General features: G+C 69.2%; 17 protein-coding genes. 3 read left to right on the top strand and 14 right to left on the bottom strand.

The window, feature by feature from the left end; all coding sequences use genetic code 11:
* Positions 1-5: 5 nt before the first annotated feature.
* On the bottom strand, positions 6-1,241 hold the full coding sequence (locus ACWFR3_RS08700; RefSeq protein WP_453733837.1) for a GlxA family transcriptional regulator: 1,236 nt from the start codon (positions 1,239-1,241) through the stop codon (positions 6-8).
* A gap of 459 nt (positions 1,242-1,700) precedes the next feature.
* Positions 1,701-1,973, bottom strand: coding sequence for a hypothetical protein (locus tag ACWFR3_RS08695; RefSeq protein ID WP_453733887.1), 273 nt, complete (start codon positions 1,971-1,973; stop codon positions 1,701-1,703).
* A 600-nt stretch (positions 1,974-2,573) separates the two neighbouring features.
* Here ACWFR3_RS08695 and ACWFR3_RS08690 point away from each other — a divergent pair.
* Entirely contained in the window at positions 2,574-3,101 is a 528-nt protein-coding gene (locus ACWFR3_RS08690; protein ID WP_453733836.1) for a universal stress protein, read from the top strand.
* A gap of 299 nt (positions 3,102-3,400) precedes the next feature.
* Here the strand turns inward: ACWFR3_RS08690 and glmS are convergent, their stop codons facing one another.
* The 3 genes from glmS to ACWFR3_RS08675 all read right to left on the bottom strand — a co-directional run bounded on the left by glmS (position 3,401) and on the right by ACWFR3_RS08675 (position 6,497).
* Positions 3,401-5,218, bottom strand: coding sequence for a glutamine--fructose-6-phosphate transaminase (isomerizing) (glmS, locus tag ACWFR3_RS08685; RefSeq protein WP_453733835.1), 1,818 nt, complete (start codon positions 5,216-5,218; stop codon positions 3,401-3,403).
* A 31-nt stretch (positions 5,219-5,249) separates the two neighbouring features.
* Positions 5,250-5,507, bottom strand: coding sequence for a hypothetical protein (locus ACWFR3_RS08680; RefSeq protein ID WP_453733834.1), 258 nt, complete (start codon positions 5,505-5,507; stop codon positions 5,250-5,252).
* A gap of 96 nt (positions 5,508-5,603) precedes the next feature.
* Entirely contained in the window at positions 5,604-6,497 is an 894-nt protein-coding gene (locus ACWFR3_RS08675; RefSeq protein WP_453733833.1) for a DUF4429 domain-containing protein, read from the bottom strand.
* 129 nt (positions 6,498-6,626) lie between these two features.
* On the opposite strand from ACWFR3_RS08675, the gene ACWFR3_RS08670 reads away from it, so the two are divergent.
* Positions 6,627-8,249: a beta-N-acetylhexosaminidase gene (locus ACWFR3_RS08670; protein ID WP_453733832.1), complete on the top strand. Its 1,623-nt coding sequence runs from the start codon at positions 6,627-6,629 to the stop codon at positions 8,247-8,249.
* A 71-nt stretch (positions 8,250-8,320) separates the two neighbouring features.
* On the opposite strand, the gene ACWFR3_RS08665 is transcribed toward ACWFR3_RS08670, so the two are convergent.
* From ACWFR3_RS08665 to ACWFR3_RS08625, 9 genes are all read right to left on the bottom strand, one after another.
* Positions 8,321-10,087 (bottom strand): IucA/IucC family protein, encoded by a 1,767-nt coding sequence (locus tag ACWFR3_RS08665; protein ID WP_453733831.1) that lies wholly within the window; start codon positions 10,085-10,087, stop codon positions 8,321-8,323.
* On the bottom strand, positions 10,084-10,635 hold the full coding sequence (locus tag ACWFR3_RS08660) for a GNAT family N-acetyltransferase (protein ID WP_453733830.1): 552 nt from the start codon (positions 10,633-10,635) through the stop codon (positions 10,084-10,086). The genes ACWFR3_RS08665 and ACWFR3_RS08660 overlap by 4 nt, the downstream gene beginning before the upstream one ends.
* Positions 10,632-11,933, bottom strand: a complete 1,302-nt coding sequence (locus ACWFR3_RS08655) for a lysine N(6)-hydroxylase/L-ornithine N(5)-oxygenase family protein (RefSeq protein ID WP_453733829.1) — start codon at positions 11,931-11,933, stop codon at positions 10,632-10,634. The genes ACWFR3_RS08660 and ACWFR3_RS08655 overlap by 4 nt, the downstream gene beginning before the upstream one ends.
* On the bottom strand, positions 11,917-13,365 hold the full coding sequence (locus tag ACWFR3_RS08650) for a pyridoxal phosphate-dependent decarboxylase family protein (protein ID WP_453733828.1): 1,449 nt from the start codon (positions 13,363-13,365) through the stop codon (positions 11,917-11,919). The genes ACWFR3_RS08655 and ACWFR3_RS08650 overlap by 17 nt, the downstream gene beginning before the upstream one ends.
* A gap of 192 nt (positions 13,366-13,557) precedes the next feature.
* Positions 13,558-14,601 (bottom strand): ABC transporter substrate-binding protein, encoded by a 1,044-nt coding sequence (locus ACWFR3_RS08645; RefSeq protein ID WP_453733827.1) that lies wholly within the window; start codon positions 14,599-14,601, stop codon positions 13,558-13,560.
* A gap of 227 nt (positions 14,602-14,828) precedes the next feature.
* Complete coding sequence (locus tag ACWFR3_RS08640; protein ID WP_383277534.1) at positions 14,829-15,983, bottom strand: acyl-CoA dehydrogenase family protein; 1,155 nt, start codon at positions 15,981-15,983, stop codon at positions 14,829-14,831.
* 6 nt (positions 15,984-15,989) lie between these two features.
* On the bottom strand, positions 15,990-16,943 hold the full coding sequence (locus ACWFR3_RS08635; protein WP_453733826.1) for a hydroxymethylglutaryl-CoA lyase: 954 nt from the start codon (positions 16,941-16,943) through the stop codon (positions 15,990-15,992).
* Entirely contained in the window at positions 16,940-18,883 is a 1,944-nt protein-coding gene (locus ACWFR3_RS08630; protein WP_453733886.1) for an acetyl-CoA carboxylase biotin carboxylase subunit, read from the bottom strand. The genes ACWFR3_RS08635 and ACWFR3_RS08630 overlap by 4 nt, the downstream gene beginning before the upstream one ends.
* 52 nt (positions 18,884-18,935) lie before the next feature.
* Entirely contained in the window at positions 18,936-20,552 is a 1,617-nt protein-coding gene (locus ACWFR3_RS08625) for a carboxyl transferase domain-containing protein (RefSeq protein ID WP_453733825.1), read from the bottom strand.
* Between the two features lie 87 nt (positions 20,553-20,639).
* Here ACWFR3_RS08625 and ACWFR3_RS08620 point away from each other — a divergent pair, with 87 nt between their 5' ends.
* Positions 20,640-21,230: an SACE_7040 family transcriptional regulator gene (locus tag ACWFR3_RS08620; RefSeq protein ID WP_453733824.1), complete on the top strand. Its 591-nt coding sequence runs from the start codon at positions 20,640-20,642 to the stop codon at positions 21,228-21,230.
* Positions 21,231-21,265 lie beyond the last annotated feature (35 nt).

Genomic DNA, 21,265 nt, shown 5'->3' with positions numbered 1-21,265 from the left:
TTACCCTACGGCGCACTCCTCTGGCCGGGCAGTGGCGGACGGCCTGGCGCGTACAGATCCGAGTACGGCTTTCCCGGATCCGCGGGCAGCGAGGTCGAGGGACCGAGCGCACTCGCGGCAGCCGTACGCCGGGTCTGCGACGGTACGGGCCCGCCTTCGGCGTTCACCGACGGCGCGGCGGGCACGGGCGCCGGGGATTCGAGCAGGGCCCGCTCACCCCCCTGCGGCCTGCGGGCGCGGTAAGCGGCCCGATAGGCGGCGGGCGAAGAGCCCAGCTGACGGCGGAAGTGACCGCGCAGGGCCACGGGCGAGCGGAAGCCGCAGCGACCCGCTACCTCGTCGACGGAGTAGTCGGAGGTCTCGAGCAGCCGCTGTGCCTGCAGTACGCGCTGAGTGATCAGCCACTGCAGGGGAGCGCTCCCGGTGAGCGAGCGGAACCTGCGGTCGAAGGTGCGCCTGCTCATGTACGCGCGCGCGGCCAGGGTCTCCACGTCGAACTGCTCGTGGAGATGCTCCAGGGCCCAGGCGACGACCTCGGCGAGCGGGTCGGCGCCGATCTCCTCTGGTAAAGACCTGTCGAGATAGCGCTCCTGGCCGCCGGCCCGGCGCGGAGGCACGACGAGCCTGCGGGCGAGCGCGCCCGCCGCTTCGTTGCCGTGGTCCGTCCGCACGATGTGCAGGCACAGATCAATTCCGGCCGCGGTCCCCGCGCTCGTGAGCACGTCTCCGTCGTCGACGAAGAGCTCACGCGGGTCCACGTGTACGGACGGATATCGCTTGGCCAGCGTCGGTGCGTACATCCAGTGCGTGGTCGCCGGACGGCCGTCGAGCAGGCCGGCCGCGGCGAGCACGAAGGCTCCGGTGCAGAGCCCCACGATGCGGGCGCCCTCTTCGTGTGCGCGGCGCAGCGCGTCGAGTGCTTCCGGCGGCGGCGGCGATGTGATCGACCGCCAGGCCGGCACCACGACGGTGCCCGCGCGCCCTATGGCCTCCAGGCCATGCGGCGCGGTGAGTTCGAGCCCCCCGGTCGTACGCAGCGGCCCCTCTTCACCGGCGCAGACAAGCAGCCGGTAACGCGGAACCCCGGCGTCCTGCCGGTCGATCCCGAACACGGAGAGCGGTATGGAACTCTCGAAGATGGGGCCACCGCTGAACAGCAGCACCGCGACAATCTCCCTGCGGCGGCGTCCGGAAAGCTTCCGCGACGCGGCTTCTTGCACGGCAGTGGAGTCGTGGCTCATGGTGCTAAGCCCCCCTCGGTCGTCGCGGCTCCCTGTTCTTGGCCTGTTCTGTTTTTGCTTTGTTTGCTGTGCTTTCTGCGGGCTCTGCGTTCCCGGCGCTCTTGGCGTTCCTGTCGGACCTGTCGCTCCTGCACGTTTCCCCTCGGTCCTCCACCAGTCCCCCGCCGTAATACAGTCATGATCGAATCTACTGCGTCCCGTGCTGCCGGGGTGACCAGTTAAGGACCCGGCACTATGTCGACATGGCAACTTGGCGTGAAGCAGTCGATCACGAAGCGTTGCACTCACGGGCGTTGCTGGGAAGTGCGCCTCGCCTCCGTGGCCGGTCCCCGTAGGGTTCAGGCGGCCTCCGCATGCCTTTCAGCCCTGGTGGGACCAGGGTTGGGTACCCCTTCGGCCAAGGAATGCATGGCCATAGGAAGTTGGCTGAAAAGCAACGGGGGAGTACGCGCGAATCGGTCAGCCCCCCGGCGTAGACCCACCAGCATGCCGACCGCTCCTGTGCGCCCCCGCGCCCGTCCGTCCGTGCCGTCCGCGGCGGTCGTCGTCCTGCTCCTCGACCGGCCGTGCCGCCCCCCGCTCCGCCCCCCGCTCCGACTGTCGCAGGAGCAGCCGGCAGACCCCCGTCACGGCCACGAGGCCCAGGGCCGCCCCCGCGGCGCCTGCCAGTGATGTCCCGTACCCCACCAGGACGACGGGAACCAGGACGCAGCTGAACGCGGCCCAGCGCACGACGTCGCTCGCCGAGTCCTGCGCGGGAGTGGGAGGCGTCCCCTCGGCGCGTGGCGCCGGGACAGCGCCGCGCGGACGCTCGTGCGCCCCCTGCGGCTGGCGCCGGTGGCCCTGCGCCCCGGCTCGCGAGGACGGCGTCACTCGTGAGGATGTCGTGACTCTTGAGGGTGGCGTGACTTTTGAGGAGGCTGACGGCGGTCCAGGCACGGCGGGCTCCCTGTGGCGGTGGCGTACCGGAGTTCAACGCGTGGTCGCCCGGCCGGTCACTGGCGTAGACCTGGTGGCCGACGGCAGACCACGCGAGCGGGTGCCCAAACCGCCTGTACCAGGCAGCAACCATTGCCATACGGGCGCTGCTCATGCATGCTCCGGTGAACGCCGTGAGGCTCCCGCAGGGCCGATAGCAAGCTCTGGGCAGGAGAGGAGTGTCGCCGTACCCTTGGGGGTATGGGGTTGGGAAGATGATTCCCGGACACAGCTCCGGTGGTTGTCGCCGCTCCTCCTCGTCCCTGCCCGATCCTGTCCGTTCTGCTCCACACTGCGCCGTACGACCCGAACAGAGCCGACCCTCCCACAGAGGACTCCTTCGCCGAGACACCCATGGCCGGTCACGAATTCTCCGAACCCCCAGCGGACCGCAAGCGGCAGGTCGCCGATCCCACGGCGACCCCCCAGGCGGCGGAAGAACCACGTCATTCCTGCGATCCGGCCTTCCGGCACGGTGTCGTCGTCGGTTTCGACGGCTCGACATCGAGTGAGCGCGCGCTCTCGTACGCGATCGGCATGGCCCATCGCTCCGGATCCGGCCTGATCATCGTGCATGTCGCCAACAGACTTCCCACCACGGTGTGGGCGGGCTGTGAGCCGCCGGTGTTCGTCGACGTGCCGGACCATCGCACGGAAGTGCTCGGCCTCGAACTGGCGTGTGCGGACTATCTGGCCGAGGTGCCGTGGATCCTCGTCGAGCGCGGCGGCGACATCTGCCACGAACTCGAAGAGGTCGGCCGCGAGTACTCCGCGGACGCGATCGTCGTCGGGTCGACGCACGGGATCGTGGGGCGCATCTTCGGCTCGGTCGCGGGCCGGCTCGCGCGCCGTGCGCAACGGCCCGTGGTGGTCATTCCGTAACGCTCTTCCGTCCCAGGTGGGACAGGGGTGGCGGGGCGTCAACTTCCTTCCCGTGTAGATAAATCTACTCGTGCGTACAGGTGGGTTGCGCCCTTGTGAAGGGTACGAACAAGGGGCACGACCCCCTGCCGACCGTGGAGTGACGGCCACCGGCTGAGGCAGGCGTGGGACGGGGGAATGGGCGCCCCCGCCCCTTGAAGAACGACCCCTCGCGCGTTTGGTGGCACGCGCGAGGGGTCGTTCATGTCCGGGCGTTCATGTCTGCGGCGGCCCTGTCTGCGGCGACAGAGCGGCCGTGGCTACTCGACCGTGACGGACTTCGCCAGGTTGCGGGGCTTGTCGATGTCGCGGCCCAGGGCCAATGCCGTGTGGTAGGCGAGGAGTTGGAGCGGGATGCCCATCAGGATCGGGTCGAGCTCGTTCTCGTTCTTCGGGACCAGGATGGTCTGGTCGGCCTTCTCCTGCTCCTGGTGCGCGACCGCGAGGATCTGGCCGCTGCGGGCCTTGATCTCTTCGAGGGCGGCGCGGTTTTTCTCCAGGAGGTCGTCGTCCGGGACGATCGCGACCGTCGGAAGGGCCGGCTCGATGAGGGCGAGCGGGCCGTGCTTGAGCTCGGACGCGGGGTAGGCCTCGGCGTGGATGTACGAGACCTCCTTGAGCTTCAGGGAGGCCTCGCGGGCCACGGGGTAGCCGCGTACGCGCCCGATGAAGAGCATCGAGCGGGCGTCCGCGTACTTCTTGGCGATCTTCTTGATCTCGTCCTCCTGCTTGAGGATCTCCGAGATCTGGCCGGGCAGCCTGCGCAGGCCCTCGATGATCCGCTTGCCGTCGGAGACCGACAGGTCACGGATGCGGCCCAGGTGCAGGGCGAGCAGGCCGAAGGCGACCGTGGTGTTGGTGAAGCACTTGGTCGAGACGACGCAGACCTCCGGGCCCGCGTGGACGTACACGCCCGCGTCGGCCTCGCGGGCGATCGCGGAGCCGACGACGTTCACCACGCCCAGGACGCGGGCACCCTTGCGCTTCAGCTCCTGGACGGCGGCGAGCACGTCGTACGTCTCGCCGGACTGGGAGACGGCGATGTAGAGGGTGTCGGGGTCCACGACCGGGTTGCGGTAGCGGAACTCGCTCGCCGGCTCCGCGTCCGCGGGGATGCGGGCCAGCTCCTCGATCATCTGGGCGCCGATCATGCCCGCGTGGTACGAGGTGCCGCAGCCGAGGATCTTGACGCGGCGCACCTTGCGGGCGTCGTGCGCGTCGAGGTTCAGGCCGCCGAGGTGCACGGTGGAGAAGCGGTCGTCGATGCGGCCGCGCAGGACGCGGTCCACGGCGTCGGGCTGCTCGAAGATCTCCTTGTGCATGTACGTGTCGTGGCCGCCCATGTCGTACGACTCGGCCTCCCACTCCACGGTGGTCGGCGAGGCCGTCGTGCGGGAGCCCTCGGTGGTGTACGTGCGGTAGTCGTCGGCCTTGATGGTGGCCATCTCGCCGTCGTCGAGGGTGACGACCTGGCGGGTGTGCGAGACGAGCGCGGCGACGTCCGAGGCGACGAACATCTCCTTCTCGCCGATGCCCAGGACCACGGGGGAGCCGTTGCGGGCGACGACGATGCGGTCGTTGAAGTCGGCGTGCAGGACGGCGATGCCGTACGTGCCCTCGACGTGGCGCAGGGCCTCGCGGACCTTCTCCTCCAGCTTGTCCGCCTGCGAGCGGGCGATGAGGTGGGTGAGGACCTCGGTGTCGGTCTCGGAGAGGAACTCGACGCCGTCGGCGGTGAGCTTGGCGCGCAGCTCGGAGGCGTTGTCGATGATGCCGTTGTGGACGACGGCGACCTTGTCGTCACCCGACATGTGCGGGTGGGCGTTCTCGTCGGAGGGGGCGCCGTGGGTGGCCCAGCGGGTGTGGGCGATGCCGGTGGTGCCCTTGAAGCGGGCGGGCACCCTGGCCTCCAGGTCGCGGACGCGGCCCTTTGCCTTGACCATCTTCAGGCCGGAGGCCTTGGGGCTGGTGATGACGACGCCCGCGGAGTCGTAGCCGCGGTACTCCAGGCGCTGGAGGCCCTCCAAGAGGAGGGGGGCCACGTCACGCTTGCCGATATAACCGACGATTCCGCACATAGAGGGTGTCCTAGCCGTAAGAGGGTGATGGTCAGCCGTAGATCATGCGGCGCAACTGCCGGAGCGTGAGCTCGGGCGGCGAGACCGCGCGGTAGCCGAGGTCCGCCGAGATCTGTTCGAAGATCGCCGCGTTCAGCAGGCCCTGACCCTGCAGTTCGCGGTGGCGGCGACGGACGAACTCTTCGGTCGTCTCGTCGAAGTAGGCGAGCACGTCCTGGATGACCCGCAGCGCTTCGCCCCGCTGGAGCGGGGTGCTGCGGGTGAGGTGATCCACCAGGTCGTCGTGCATTCGTTGATCCTGAAGGAATAGCCCTCCAGGTGCAACAATCCTGCCCGGAATCGGGCAGGAGTGCGGCGAAAAGGAGCGAAAATAAGCCCCGGCGGCTTACATGCGCTTCAGGATCGCCTGCTTGGCGAGGGAGAACTCCTCGTCGGTGAGTATCCCGTCCTTGTGCAGTTCGCCCAGCTCGCGCAGCCGGCGCAGCAGCGCGTCGTGATCGTCCTCGGCCGGGACGGCGGGCGCGGGCGCGGCCTGCGCCGTCAGGGCGGGGGGTGCGTCCGAGGACTCCGCAGGCGCCCCCGCCGGATGCGGCAGCCTGACCTGTACCGCCGCCGCCACCAGCGCCATCAGGGGGTCCTTCTTGAAGCCCCACAGCTCGACCGAGTTCGGGTCGTACTTCGGGGGTGCCTTGGTGGGCGAGTGCCGCACGGTGAAGCGGAGATAGCCGTTCTCCAGGCCCACCGCGGGCTGCCACTCAACCGCCGCGACGTCGGCGAGGGCCAGCATGCGCGTGCCGGACGCCGACTTCGCCTCCTCCGTCTTCCAGTTCCACTCCAGGCGGATGTGCTCACCGTCGAAGCTCGCCGTGCCGTCCCCCGCAGACACCGAGAGCGGCACCGACGGGCCCGGCAGCAGATAGCTGTCGCAGGACACGGGCGGCACCTGCTCGAGCAGCAGCGCGTTGCGGACCTCGTCCACGACGTACTCCGCGACCCCGTAGCGGTCGGACTCCACCGTCAGCTGGTACGGATCCTCCGCTTCCCCCAGCTTGCCGCCGGCGGCCTGAAGCAGCGGGTCCGCGCCGTCCCGCAGACGGAGCCTCAGGCGCCCCGTCTTCTTGCCCTGTTCGAAGGCGATGCCCGCCAATGCGGCCAGCGGCACGGCCAGTTCTCCCAGCGACTTGCGCAGCAGAGGGACGTTCTTGTCGCGTCCCGGCACAAGGCGCAGCGTCTCTCCGTCGAAGGTCCAGGTCCCGTCGCGCTGGATGATTTCCGCCATGCGACGATTCTTCCATCGGCAGGCCGCGGAAGTGGTCTACACCCTTGACCCGCCACGGGGCGCACGGTACCCATGGTGACCGTTCGATTGCGATGCACCACAGTGACGGCCCGTCGAAGGGACCCGCTCGTGAGACAGCACCACAGATCGACCCGTCTGTTCGGCTCGCTGCTGCTCGTCGCCGCGGCCGGATTCTCGTCCGTGGCCGCTGCACCCGGCGGCGGAAGCGGCTTGCAGGAGGCAGCCACGGCCACCACCCCGACCCCGCTCGGCCAGGTCATCCCGGCCCCGGCCTCCGCCGACCCCGGCGGCTCCCCGTACGAGATCAGCTCCAAGACCCGCATCCGGGTCGACGACTCGCGCGACGCGCACCGGATCGGCAGCTATCTGGCGGACGTCCTGCGTCCCTCGACCGGTTACTCCCTGAAGGTCACCGACGACGGCGGCCGCGACGGCATCCGGCTGCGCCTCGACTCCAAGGACAAGTCCCTGGGCGCCGAGGGCTACCGCCTGGAGTCCAAGCGCGGTTCCGTCACCATCACGGCCCGCAAGGCCGCGGGGCTCTTCTACGGCGTCCAGACGCTGCGCCAGCAACTGCCCGCTGCCGCCGAGAAGAGGACGAAGCAGAAGGGCCCCTGGCTGGTCGCCGGCGGCACCATCGAGGACTCGCCCCGCTACGAGCACCGCGGCGCGATGCTCGACGTGTCGCGGCACTTCTTCTCGGTCGACAAGGTCAAGCGCTACATCGACCAGATGTCGCTCTACAAGGTCAACAAGCTGCACCTGCACCTGAGCGACGACCAGGGCTGGCGCATCGCCATCGACTCCTGGCCCAAGCTCGCCACGTACGGCGGCTCCACGCAGGTCGGCGGCGGCAAGGGCGGCTACTACACGAAGGCCCAGTACAAGGACATCGTCAAGTACGCGGCATCGCGGCAGCTCGAAGTGATCCCCGAGATCGACATGCCGGGTCACACGAATGCCGCACTGGCCTCGTACGCCGAGCTGAACTGCGACGGCGTCGCGCCCCCGCTCTACACCGGCACCGAGGTCGGCTTCAGCTCGCTGTGCGTGAAGAAGGGCGTGACGTACGACTTCGTGGACGACGTCATCCGCGAGATCGCCGCCCTGACACCCGGCAAGTACATCCACATCGGCGGTGACGAGGCGCACTCCACCAGCCACGAGGACTACGTGACCTTCATGAACAAGGTCCAGCCCGTGGTCGCCAAGTACGGCAAGACGGTGGTCGGCTGGCACCAGCTGACCGGCGCCACGCCCGTCAAGGGCGCCCTCGCGCAGTACTGGGGCTACGACGCCACCGGCGCCGCCGAGCGCGAGCAGGTGGTGAACGCGGCGAAGAAGGGCACGAAGCTGGTCCTCTCGCCCGCCGACCGCTCGTACCTCGACATGAAGTACGACAAGAACACCCCGCTCGGCCTGTCCTGGGCGGGCTACGTCTCGGTGCAGCGCAGCTACGACTGGAACCCGGGGACGTACCTCGCGGGCGCGCCCGCGGACTCGATCCAGGGTGTCGAGGCGGAACTGTGGTCGGAGACGCTCTCGACATCGGCGCACATCGAGTACATGGCGTTCCCGCGTCTTCCGGGCATCGCCGAGCTCGGCTGGTCGCCCGCGTCGACGCACGACTGGGACACCTACAAGCAGCGGCTCGCGGAGCAGGGGCCGCGCTGGGACGCCCTCGGCATCGGGTACTACAAGTCGCCCGAGGTGCCGTGGCCGTCGAAGTAACTGCCTGAGCACGTGAGAGTGGGGCTCCCGGGGACCGTCCCGGGAGCCCCACTCGGCTTATGGGGGTGTGCTTACGCGATCGGGTTCTTCAGCGTCCCGACCAGCTGCAGCGCGCCCGCCGGATCGGCGAGGTCCACCATCTGTTCGTTGTCCCGCAGCTGGAGCCGGTTCAGGCAGGACCGGGCGAACTCGGGGGCGAACATGTCGTACTGCTTGAACTTGTCGGCCAGTTGGGGCGTGGCCTCCTGGTACGACGTGACGCATTCGGCGACGGCACCCCAGAACGTCTCCTCGTCGACCAGGCCCTCGGTGACGAGGTTCGCCGACAGGAAGCGCAAGAAGCAGTCGAAGACGTCCGTGAAGATCGACAGGAGTTTCTGGTCGTCGGGGACCTCGACCCGCAGCCGCTCGACCGCGGGCGGAAGCACCGCGTCCGGGTCCATGACCGCGATCTCCTCGGCGATGTCCTTGAAGATCGCCCGCTGTACGACGCCGTCCTTCAGGACCAGGATGACGTTCTCGCCGTGCGGCATGTAGACGAGGTCGTACATGTAGAAGCTGTGCAGGAGCGGCGTCAGGTAGGCGTGCAGATAGCCGCGCAGCCACTCGGCGGGGGTGAGGCCCGAGCGCTCGATGAGGGCGCCCGCGAAGGACGCGCCCTCAAGGTCGGTGTGCAACAGCGAGGCCATCGTGGCCAGCTGCTCGCCCTCCCCGAGGGACGGGACAGGGCTCTCGCGCCACAGGGCCGCGAGCATTTTGCGGTACGGGGAGTAGCGGTCGGTCGCGGCCTCGTACTCCAGGTGGCGATAGCCGACGGCCGCGCGCTCGCGGATGATCGTGAGGCCGGTCGACTTCAGGGTCTCGTCGCCGTCGATGAGGCCCGCGAGCCAGTCGTTGATCGCCGGGGTCGCCTCCATGTACGCGGCCGAGAGCCCGCGCATGAAGCCCATGTTGATGACCGACAGGGCCGTTTTGACGTAGTGCTTGGCCGGGTCGCTCTTGTTGAAGAACGTACGGATCGACTGCTGGGCCAGGTACTCGTCGTCACCCTCGCCCAGGCAGACCAGGTGCCGTTGGGCGACCTCGGCCGCGAAGGTCACCGACAGCTTGTTCCACCACTGCCAGGGGTGGGCCGGGATCAGCAGGTAGTCCTCGGGGTCCAGGCCCTGGTCACGGAGTTTGCGGTCGAAGCGGTCCAGGGTCTCCTGGCCGAGCTCGGCCCGCAGGAACGACTCGTAGTCGATGCCGGCGCCCGCGGTGAACGCGGCCCGCTCCTTGCGCGCGGCCAGCCACACCAGGCGTACGGCGCTCGCGGTCTCGGGAGCGTACGAGAGGTACTCGTGCACGCCGAAGCCGAGCCGGCCGTTGTTGGCGACGAAGCACGGGTGGCCCTCGGTCATGCCGGTCTCGATCTCCTGGAAACCGGAGCGGGAGAGCTCGGCGGCCGGGATCGCGGGCTTGGTCAGTTTGTAGCAGGTGCCGGAGAGGGTGGAGGAGATCTCCTCCAGGTAGACCGGCAGGATCTCGTCGCTCAGGCCCAGTGCCGTGCGCAGCTCGATGAAGAAGTCGAGGGCGTTCAGCGGGAGTTCGGTGCCGTCGCGGTGCCGCGATATGGAGTCGGCGTCGACCTGCCAGTGGTCCAGGCGCAGGCGCTTGGCGGTGAAGCGGTAGCGGGTCAGGGCGTCGTCGCTGCGGATGACGTATTTGTCGTCGCCCAGTGGCTCCGGGGTGAAGAGTCGCTCGTGGGAGAACTCCGCGATGGCTTTGCGGATGAGGAGGCGGTTGGCCTGCTCCCAGCGCTCGGGGGAGAGGTGCGCCGTTGCGTCGGACAGGGTCATATCGCCGATTCCCTTTCGCGTACTGCTGTTTCGAACTGGTCGCGGGTGCAGAAGCTCAGCAGAGCTCTTTTCTCCGGCTTCTGGATGACTTGGGACGCGCGGAACCCGACGGCCTCGTTGAGGGCGTGCACGGCCGTGTTGTCGATGTCGGGCTCGACCACCACGCGGGCGGTCGCCGGGTCGGCGAAGAGCGTCGCCATGACCTTGGTGATCACGTCCCGGGTGAAGCCGGGGATGCGCACGTCGGACGGCGCGGTGAGGAAGTGCATGCCCACGTCACCGGGCTCGGGGTCGTAGAGCCCGACCAGTTCGACGTATCTGGGGTCGTAGCGCTCCATCAGGAAGGCGGGAACGCCGTCGTGCAGGCCGATGAAGGCGTCGTGGTGCTCGTGGGCGGCGATCGCCATGTACTCGCGCTCGACGTCCGGGAGCGTGGCCTCCTGCATCATCCAGAACGAGGCTTTGGGGTGGGTGACCCAGCCGTGCAGGAGTTCGGCGTCCTTCATCGGGTCGAGGGGGCGGAGGGTCAGCTCCGGGGCGGTGGTCATACGGAGAACTCCTGGAACGCGATGGACTTCTCGACGGGGTAGTACTCCGCGCCGAGCAGCTCACCGATGATGTACGCGTTGCGGTAGGGGCCCATGCCCAGGTCGGGGCTGGTCAGCGAGTGGCTGTGCACGGCACCGTTCTGCAGGAAGATGCCGCGCCCCGTGGTGTCGATCGAGTAGTTGCGGGCGACCTCGAAGCGGCCGCGGCCGTCCCAGCGGATGCGGTCGCGCACCGGCTCCAGGAAGTCGGGCGTGGCGTACTGGTAGCCGGTGGCCAGGACCAGGCCCTCGGACTCCAGCTCGAAGTCCTTGCCCTGCTCGTCCTGGCGCAGGCCCAGGGTGTAGGTGCCGTTCTCGTGACGCGCGCTCTGCAGCGAGGAGTTGGTGAGAAGGCGCGTCGGCACCGGGCCGCCGAGGTTCTTCTGGTAGAGCAGGTCGAAGATGTCGTTGATCAGGTCGCCGTCGATGCCCTTGAAGAGCGTCTTCTGCTGGTCCTGGAGGCGGTAGCGGGTCGCTTCCGGCAGCGCGTGGAAGTAGTCGACGTACTCCGGAGAGGTCATCTCCAGGGTCAGCTTCGTGTACTCCAGGGGGAAGAAGCGCGGGGAGCGCGTGACCCAGTTGAGCTTGTAGCCGTGGACGTCGATCTCGCTCAGGAGGTCGTAGTAGATCTCGGCGGCGGACTGGCCGCTGCCGACGAGCGTGATCGACTCCTTCTGCTGGAGCTCCGCCTTGCTCTGCAGATAGCGGGAGTTGTGGATGAAGTCGCCGCCGAGGTCCGCGCACGCCTCGGGGATGTGCGGCGGGGTGCCGGTCCCCAGGACGAGGTGGCGGGCGCGCAGGGTGTCGCCGGTGGAGGTGTGGACGACGTACAGGTCGTCGGCGTACGTCACCTCGGTCACCGTCGTGCTGAAGCGGATCGAGGAGAGTTTCGCGGCTGCCCAGCGGCAGTAGTCGTTGTACTCGGTGCGCAGCGGATAGAAGTTCTCGCGTATGTAGAACGAGTACAGGCGCCCCGCTTCCTTCAGGTAGTTGAGGAAGGAGTAGGGGGACGTCGGGTCGGCGAGCGTGACGAGGTCCGACATGAACGGGGTCTGGAGGTGAGCGCCCTCCAGGAACATGCCCGAGTGCCACTCGAAGTCCGGCTTGGACTCCAGGAAGAGGCCGTTCAGCTCGGCTATGGGTTCGGTCAGACAGGCGAGGCCGAGGTTGAAGGGGCCAAGGCCGATACCGATGAAGTCCAGCGGTTCCACCGGTCCCGCTGATTCCAGTGGTTCTCGGTGATCAGGAAGCGCGGTCAAGGGTCTCTCCCAGGTACTGCTCGGCGTGGCCGGCGATCAGATCGAGGACGGCCGTGATGTCGGCGACCGTGGTCTCGGGGTTGAGCAGGGTGAACTTGAGGTACTGGCGTTCGCCGACCTTGGTGCCCGCGACGACGGCGTCACCGGAGGCGAACAGCGCCTTGCGGGCGTAGAGGTTGGCGCGGTCGATGGCGGTCGGGTCGCAGATCGACTCGGGGATGTAGCGGAAGACGAGCGTGGAGAGCTGGGGCTCCACGACGACGTCGTAGCGCGGGTCGGCGGCGAGCAGCGCCCAGCCCTCGTCCGCCATGTCGCACACGGAGTCGAAGAGCTCGCCGATGGCGTCGGCGCCCATCACCCGCAGCGTCATCCACAGCTTGAGGGCGTCGAAGCGCCGGGTCGTCTGGAGGGACTTGTCGACCTGGTTGGGGATACGTTCCTGCACCATGCGGCGCGGGTTGAGGTACTCCGCGTGGTAGGTCGCGTGGCTCAGCGTCGTCCGGTCCCGGACCAGGACGGCGGAGGAGCTCACCGGCTGGAAGAAGGACTTGTGGTAGTCGACGGTCACGGAGTCGGCGCGGTCGATGCCGTCGATGAGGTGCCGGTTCTTGAGCGAGGCGAGCAGCCCGCAGCCGTACGCCGCGTCCACGTGCATCCAGGTGCCGTACTGCTCGCAGAGTTCGGCGATCTCGGGGAGCGGGTCGATGGAGCCGAAGTCGGTGGTGCCCGCCGTGGCGACGACCGCCATGGGGGTGAGGTCGTTGTCGCGGCAGCGCTCCAGCTCGCGGGCGAGTGCCACGGTCTGCATGCGCTTGTTGTGATCGGTGGGGATGACGATCACGGCGTCCTCGCCGAGGCCGAGCAGCGTCGCGGCCTTCTGGATGCTGAAGTGGCCGACCTCGGAGGCGAAGATGCGCAGCTCGGAGGCCGGCTTTCCCGCCTTGGCGGCCTCCTCGCGGGCGAGCAGCATGGCCTGGAGGTTGGACTGCGAGCCGCCGCTGGTGAACACGCCGTCGGCGGCCGGGCCGAGCCCGATGCGTTGGGCGGTCCAGTCGATGAGACGGCGCTCGATCAGTGTGCCGCCCGCGGATTGATCCCAGGTGTCGAGGGAAGAGTTGACCGCGGAGAGCACTGCCTCGCCGAGCACGGCCGGAATGACGACCGGGCAGTTGAGGTGAGCGAGATAGCGGGGATGGTGGAAGTACACGGCGTCGCGCAGGTAGAGCTCGTCGAGCTCGTCCAGGGCGGCGATGGTGTCGTGCAGGGGCTCGTCCAGGTCGACGGCCTCGATGCGGGGCGCGAGGTCGTCGACGGAGACGCCGGTGAAAGGGCGTGAGGTGGTGGCGATTCTGGCCGCCACCCGCTCGACTCCTTCGGTCACGGAGCTGCGGTAACGCTCCGCGGTGGTGTCGTTGAGCAGGTGCGAGCGCATGAACTTCCTCTGGGTGAGGGGACTTGGGGGAAGTGAGGTAAGCCTAACCTAACTGCCCCCCTCCTTAAACCCAGGGGGTCCCCTTGGTCACCAAGAGGCAGGAAAACGGAACAGCCCTCTCCGGAATGCGGAGAGGGCTGTGGTGCGGTGCCTTCAGTGAGGGTTGCCGTGCGGGTGCCTTCGGGGCCCGGGTCAGCTGACCTTCTTGGCCTTCTCGATCGCGTCGGCGAGGTCCTCGAGGATCGGCGCGCACTTGTCGTACGAGTAGATGGGCTCGGTGACGCGCGGGATGACCTGCCCGGCCTTGACCGCGGGGAGCTTCGCCCAGGTCGGCTTGGCCTTGTCCAGGGCGTCGGGCTGCAGGGCGGAGGTGCGGTTGTCCATCATGATGACGTCCGCGCCGTGCTTGTTGACGTTCTCCCAGCTCAGGTTCTCGAACCAGCCGCCGCTCTCCTTCTTGGAGGCCTCGGAGGGCTCGACGAAGTTCACGCCGAGGGACTTGAAGTACTCCAGGTCGGCGGAGAGGTTCGTCCCGGAGACGTAGAAGATGTCCTGGCTGGCCGAACCGACCATGACCTTGATGTCCTTGTTCGCCTTGGCGACCTTGCGCAGCCGCTCGGCGGCGTCCTCGAAGCGCTTCTTCGCCTTGACGACCTTCTCGGCCTTCACGTCGGCGCCGAGCGACTCGGCGAGCGCGAGCAGGCGCTGGAGGGGCTGGGTCATCTGGCGGTCGTAGACGGAGATGCCGGCGCTCGGGGCGAGCTTGAGGATCTTGTCCTTGCTCTCCTCAGGCACGTACCAGAGGGTGCCGGCGTCGTCGAACATCGTAGAGACGAGGAGGTCGGGGGCGAGGCCCGCGTACTTCTCGATGTTGAACTGACCCCATTCGTTGCCGATGATCGTCAGCTTGCTGATGTCCATGTCGCCGGCCTGGACGTCCGCCTTGCCGTCCTTGGTCTTCGTCGGGCCGAAGACGCCCTTGACCTCTACTCCGTAGTCGAAGAGGGCGGCGGCGACACCGGTGAAGGCGACGATGTTCTTCGGGGTGCCCTTGCTCTTGGCGGTCGTGCCCCGGTCGTCCTTGAAGCTCCAGGGGCCGGAGTCGCCGGAGTCCGCCGCGCCGGAGCCGTCCTTCTTCTCGTCGCCGCAGGCTGCCAGCAGGGCCGTGAGGCCGAGGGCGCCGCCGGCGGCGAGGATGCCGCGGCGGGAGGGCTGGGGGAAGCGGGCGTTCGGCATGAGGTCTCTGCTTTCGTGAGGACGGTGGCGAGCGGCCACTGGCCGGAATCAGCGCTTAGGCTAACCTAACCTAAGCGGAAGTCCAGTGGCCGTTCGCGGTCGCCTTCCCCGGTGCGGGAATGGTTATCCGGCGGTTGTCCGGGTCATCCCGGGAGCCCGCCCGTCCCGCGAAGGGGCAGCCCGCCCACCCCGTGCAGCCGAGCCCGCTCCCGTCCTGCCAAGCCCGGCTATCCCGCGAAGCCCAGCTCCCTGGCGATCAGCATGCGCTGCACCTCGCTGGTGCCCTCGCCGATCTCCAGGATCTTGGAGTCCCGCCACATGCGTGCCACCGGATACTCGTTCATGAAGCCGTACCCGCCGTGGATCTGTGTGGCCTCGCGGGCGTTGTCGACGGCGACCGTGGAGGAGTAGAGCTTCGCGATCGCCGCCTCCTTCTTGAAGGGCTCCCCGCCGACGAGGCGTGACGCCGCGTCCCGCCAGCCGACCCGCGCCATGTGCGCCCGCGTCTCCATGTCGGCGATCTTGAACTGGATCGCCTGGTTCGCCCCGATCGGCTTGCCGAAGGCGTGCCGCTCCTTGGCGTACTTCACCGATTCGTCGACGCAGCCCTGCGCGAGGCCCGTCGCGAGCGCGGAGATGGCGACCCGGCCCTCGTCGAGAATCCGGAGGAACTGGGCATATCCGCGGCCCTCTTCGCCAAGGAGGTTCGCGGCCGGGACCCGCACGTCCGAGAAGGCGAGCTCGCGGGTGTCCGAGGCGTTCCAGCCGACCTTCGAGTACGGCGCCGCGACCGTGAAGCCGGGCGTCCCGGACGGCACGATGATCGAGGAGATGAGCGGACGGCCGTCCGCCTTGCGGCCGGTGACGGCGGTGACCGTGACCAGACCGGTGATGTCCGTGCCGGAGTTCGTGATGAAGCACTTGGAGCCGTTGATCACCCACTCGTCGCCGTCTCGCACCGCGGTCGTACGCGTGCCGCCCGCGTCCGAGCCGCCGTCCGGCTCGGTCAGGCCGAAGGCGCCGAGGAGTTCACCGGAACAGAGCCGGGGCAGCCACTCGCGCTTCTGCTCGTCCGTGCCGAAGAGGTGGATCGGCATGGCGCCGAGCGAGACGCCCGCCTCCAGGGTGATCGCCACGGAGGAGTCGACCCGCGCCAGCTCTTCGAGCGCGATGCCGAGGGCGAGATAGTCGCCGCCCATGCCTCCGTACTCCTCGGGGAAGGGGAGGCCGAACAGGCCCATGCGGCCCATCTCGCGCACGATCTCGTACGGGAACTCGTGGCGCTCGTACAGGTCGCCGATCTTGGGGGCGACGACGTCGTGCGCGAACGCCTCGACGGTGCGGCGCAGTTCCTCGTGCTCGGGGGACAGACGGTGGTCCATCGTTCTTCACTGCTCCTGGTGGGAGGTGCCCGTCAGGGCACGGACGGTGCGGGACGGGCTGGGTCGGCCCAGTTGTTCGGCCATCCACGCGCTGGTGGCGGTGAGGCGGCCGAGATCGACGCCGGTCTCGATGCCGAGGCCGTCGAGCATCCATACGAGGTCTTCGGTGGCGAGGTTGCCGGTGGCGCTCTTCGCGTACGGACAGCCGCCGAGGCCGCCCGCCGACGCGTCGACCGTCCGCACGCCGTGCTGGAGGGCGGCGAGGGTGTTGGAGAGCGCCTGGCCGTACGTGTCGTGGAAGTGCACGCCGATGCGGTCCGTCGGCACGCCCTCTTCGTTCAACCCGGCGAGCAGGGAAAGGACGTGGCCCGGTGTGGCGACGCCGATGGTGTCGCCGAGGCTCAGCTCGTCGCAGCCCATGTCCATCAGGGCCTTCGCGGTGCGGACCACCTGCGCGATGGGCACCGGGCCCTCCCACGGGTCGCCGAAGCACATCGAGAGATAGCCCCGCACGTGCACCTTCTGCTCGCGTGCGCGCGCCACTACCGGCTCCGACATCGCGAGGGCCTCGGCCAGCGTGCGGTTGAGGTTGGCCTTGGCGAAGGACTCCGTGGCGCTGACGAAGACGGCGACGTTGCGGGCGCCGAGCGCCAGGGCGCGGTCCAGGCCGCGGTCGTTCGGCACGAGGACGGGGAGCTGGGCCGCCGCGTCCCGTTCGAGGTCCTGCACGAGCGGGAACAGCTGCTCCGAGTCGGCCAGTTGGGGCACCCACTTGGGGTGCACGAAGCTGGTCGCCTCGACGGTCGTGAGGCCCGCGGCGGCGAGGCGGCGGATGAACTCCGCCTTGATCTCCGTGGGGACGACCGTCTTCTCGTTCTGCAGGCCGTCCCGTGCGCCCACTTCATAGATGCGGACGCGGGGCGGGAGGTCCCGGGCCGGGACGGTCATGGGGAGCGTCATTTCTCCTCCTCCGTGTCGTCCGGGATCACCACGGCCAGGATCTGGTCCATGGCGACGGTCGCGCCCGGTGTGACGTCGAGTTCGCTGACGGTGCCCGCGTGCGGGGCGGAGATGACGTGCTCCATCTTCATGGCCTCCACCACCAGGAGGCTCTGCCCCTGGCTCACGTGATCGCCGGTGGACACCTTGACGACCGTGACGGTGCCGGGCATGGGGGCGGTCAGGGCGTCGGCCCCGGCGTGGGCGGCACCGGTGAGGCCTGCCGCCACCGGGTCGTGGTCCTGGACGTGCCAGGCGTCGCCGTCCCTGCCGAGCCAGTGCGCGGCGCGGTGGAAGGTGTGGGTGAGGCCGTCCACGTGGACCGTGACGCGGCCGGGCTCCACGGTGCGCGGGCCCTCGCCCGCGACGTGCGCGACGGGCTCGTGTCCCGGCACCCGGAGGTGGTGCGTCAGCGGGGCCGGGGTGCCGCCCAGGCGCCAGCCGCGCGGGACCGAGAAGGGGTCGCGCCAGCCGTCGCCGGTGGGCTCCAGGGCGGCGGCGCGCACGGCCGCCGCTGCTTCGTACACCTCGTCGGGCACGCCCCGGGGGACGAGGCTCTCCGCCTCGCGCTCCACGAGGCCGGTGTCCAGCTCGCCCGCCGTCACGGCCGGGTGCGCGAGCAGCCTGCGCAGGAAACCGGCGTTCGTCGGCACCCCGAGCGTCACCGTGTCCGCGAGCGCCGCCCGCAGCTTGCGCAGGGCGGTGGGGCGGTCGGGGCCGTACGCGATGACCTTCGAGAGCATCGGGTCGTACAGACTCCCGATCTCCGTGCCCTCGCTCAGCCCGGAGTCGGTGCGCACGCCGTCGCCCTGCGGTTCGTGCAGGGCGAGGACGGTGCCGCCGGACGGCAGGAAACCGCGCGAAGGGTCCTCGGCGCAGACTCGGGCCTCGATCGCGTGCCCGGTGAGCGTGATGTCCTCCTGTCCGTACGGCAGTTCCTCCCCGGCGGCGACCCGCAGCTGCCACTCCACCAGGTCGACGCCGGTGATCAGCTCCGTCACCGGGTGTTCCACCTGGAGGCGGGTGTTCATCTCCATGAAGTAGTACGAGGACGGGTCCTTGCCCGGCACGATGAACTCCACCGTGCCCGCGCCCGCATACCCGCAGGAGCGTGCCGCCTGGACCGCCGCCTCGCCCATCGACGCGCGCGTGGCCTCGTCGAGCAGGACGCTGGGGGCCTCCTCGATGATCTTCTGGTGGCGACGCTGGAGCGAACACTCGCGCTCGCCGAGGTGGATCACGTTTCCGTGGCCGTCCGCGAGGACCTGGATCTCGATGTGCCGGGGCCGGTCGATCCACCGCTCCACGAGCAGCGTGTCGTCCCCGAAGGAGGAGCGCGCCTCGCGGCGTGCGGCGGCGATCTCGTCCGCGAGCAGGTCGGCGTCCCGCACGAGCCGCATGCCCTTGCCGCCGCCGCCCGCCGACGGCTTGAGCAGTACCGGCATGCCGATCTGCCGGGCCGCGTCGGCCAGTTGGGCGTCGGTCAGGCCGCTGCCCGACGAGCCGGGGACCACCGGGACCCCGGCCGCCTGGACCGTCTCCTTGGCGCGGATCTTGTCGCCCATCAGGTCGATCGCCGATGCGGGCGGCCCGATGAAGACCAGGCCCGCGTCCGTGCAGGCCTGCGCGAACTCGGCGTTCTCCGCGAGGAAGCCGTACCCCGGGTGGACCGCCTGAGCGCCGCTGCGGGCCGCGGCGTCGAGCAGCCGCTCGGCCGACAGATAGCTCTCCGAGGCCGGAGGCGGACCGATGCGCACGGCCGTGTCCGCCTCCCGCACATGCCGGGCGTCCGCGTCCGCGTCGCTGAACACGGCGACCGAGCGCACGCCGAGCGCCCGCAGCGTCCGGATCACGCGGACCGCGATCTCGCCCCTGTTGGCGACCAGAACCGTGTCGAACATCGTCCCTCTCCCCGGGGTGGTCCCCTGCTGGATGTCGCTCATCGGGCGCCCCTCACATCCGGAAGACGCCGAAGCCGGGCTCGCCCAGCGGGGCCTCGGCGCACGCGGTCAGGGCGAGGCCGAGGACCTGCCGGGTCTCCATGGGGTCGATCACGCCGTCGTCCCACAGCCGGGCGGTGGCGTAGTACGCGTTGCCCTGCTGTTCGTACTGGGCGCGGACCGGGTCCTTGAAGGCCTGCTCGTCCGCCTCCGACCATTCCTCGCCCCGCGCCTCCAACTGGTCGCGCTTGACGGTCGCGAGGACCGAGGCCGCCTGCTCGCCGCCCATCACGGAGATCTTGGCGTTCGGCCACATCCACAGGAAGCGGGGGGAGTAGGCCCGGCCGCACATGGAGTAGTTCCCCGCGCCGTACGAACCGCCGATCACGACCGTCAGTTTCGGCACGCGCGTGCAGGCCACCGCCGTCACCATCTTGGCGCCGTGCTTGGCGATGCCGCCCGCCTCATAGTCCCGGCCGACCATGAAGCCGGAGATGTTCTGCAGGAAGACCAGGGGGATGCCGCGCTGGTCGCACAGCTCGATGAAGTGCGCGCCCTTCTGGGCGGACTCGGAGAACAGGATGCCGTTGTTCGCGATGATGCCGACCGGGTGGCCGTGGATGTGGGCGAAGCCGGTGACCAGCGTCGTGCCGTACTCCGCCTTGAACTCGGCGAAGCGGGAGCCGTCGACCACGCGCGCGATGACCTCGCGGACGTCATAGGGGGTGCGGGAGTCCGTCGGCACCGCTCCATAGAGCCCGAGCGGATCGACCTTCGGCTCCTCGACCGGGCGGACGGTCCAGGGGAGTTCGCCGCGCTCCGGGAGCGTGGAGACGATCGTTCGCACGATCCGCAGCGCGTGCGCGTCGTCCTCCGCGAGGTGGTCCGTCACTCCGGAGACCCGCGAGTGGACCTCGCCGCCGCCCAGCTCCTCGGCCGTCACGACCTCGCCGGTCGCCGCCTTCACCAGGGGCGGACCGCCCAGGAAGATCGTGCCCTGACCGCGGACGATCACCGCTTCGTCGCTCATCGCGGGGACATACGCCCCGCCGGCCGTGCACGAGCCGAGCACGGCCGCGATCTGCGGGACGCCCGCCCCGGACATCCGCGCCTGGTTGTAGAAGATCCGCCCGAAGTGCTCGCGGTCCGGGAAGACGTCGTCCTGCATGGGCAGGAAGGCGCCGCCCGAGTCCACCAGATACAGGCAGGGCAGGCGGTTCTCCAGCGCGACCTCCTGGGCGCGCAGGTGCTTCTTCACCGTCATGGGGTAATACGTGCCGCCCTTGACGGTGGCGTCATTGGCGACGATCACGCAGGTGCGCCCGGAGACCCGGCCGATCCCCGCGATGACTCCGGCGGCCGGGGCGTCCCCGCCGTACAGACCGTCGGCCGCGAGCGGTGCCAACTCCAGGAAGGGCGAGCCGGGGTCGAGTACGCCGTCCACGCGGTCGCGGGGCAGCAGCTTGCCGCGCGCGACGTGCCGGGCCCGGGCCCGCTCGCCGCCGCCGAGCCTGGCCGCCGCGAGCTTGGCCCGCAGGTCTTCGACGAGAGCGGTGTGCGCCGCCTCGTTCGTCCGCCATGCTTCGGACGCGGGATCAGCCGCGCTCGTCAGCACCGGTGCCTGCAGCATCAGTCGAGCCCCCTTGCTCGGTTAATGAGCGTTAACGCGTTTCGTTCAGGTTAACGACCGCTAACCGCCCTGTCTAGAATTGATTCCATGGCCACCAGAACCGACGCCCCCACCCGTCGCGAGCAAATCCTCAGAGAAGCCGCACGGCTCTTCGCCGAGCGCGGCTTCCACGGAGTCGGAGTGGACGAGATAGGAGCCGCCGTCGGCATCAGCGGGCCCGGCCTCTACCGCCACTTCGCGGGCAAGGACGCGATGCTCGCCGAACTGCTCGTCGGCATCAGCGGACAGCTCCTGACCGGCGGCAAGCGGTGCGTGGCCGACGCGGACGGGTCGCCGGAGCAGGTGCTCGACGCCCTGATCGACGGGCACATCGACTTCGCCCTGAACGACCGCTCCCTGATCACCCTCCACGACCGCGAGCTCGACCGGCTGCGGGACACCGACCGCAAGCTGGTCCGCCAGCTCCAGCGGCAGTACGTGGAGATCTGGGTCGACGTCGTGCGCAAGGTCTATCCGGACCTCGCCGAGAACGAGGCCCGCGTCTGTGTGCACGCCGTCTTCGGGCTGCTCAACTCCACGCCGCACCTGAGCAGGCGCGACGCGCTGCCCAGTCGCACGGCCATGGCCGAGCTGCTGCACGGCCTCGCCCGTGGGGCGTTCGCGGCTGCCGTGGCGTGACGGGAGCGACAGGGCTTCTCTCTGGACGGCCCGGT

It is taken from the genome of Streptomyces sp. NPDC055189 (assembly GCF_053606765.1).
The sequence above is the reverse complement of the archived record's forward strand: the minus strand, read 5'-3'. Positions and strand labels throughout refer to the sequence as shown.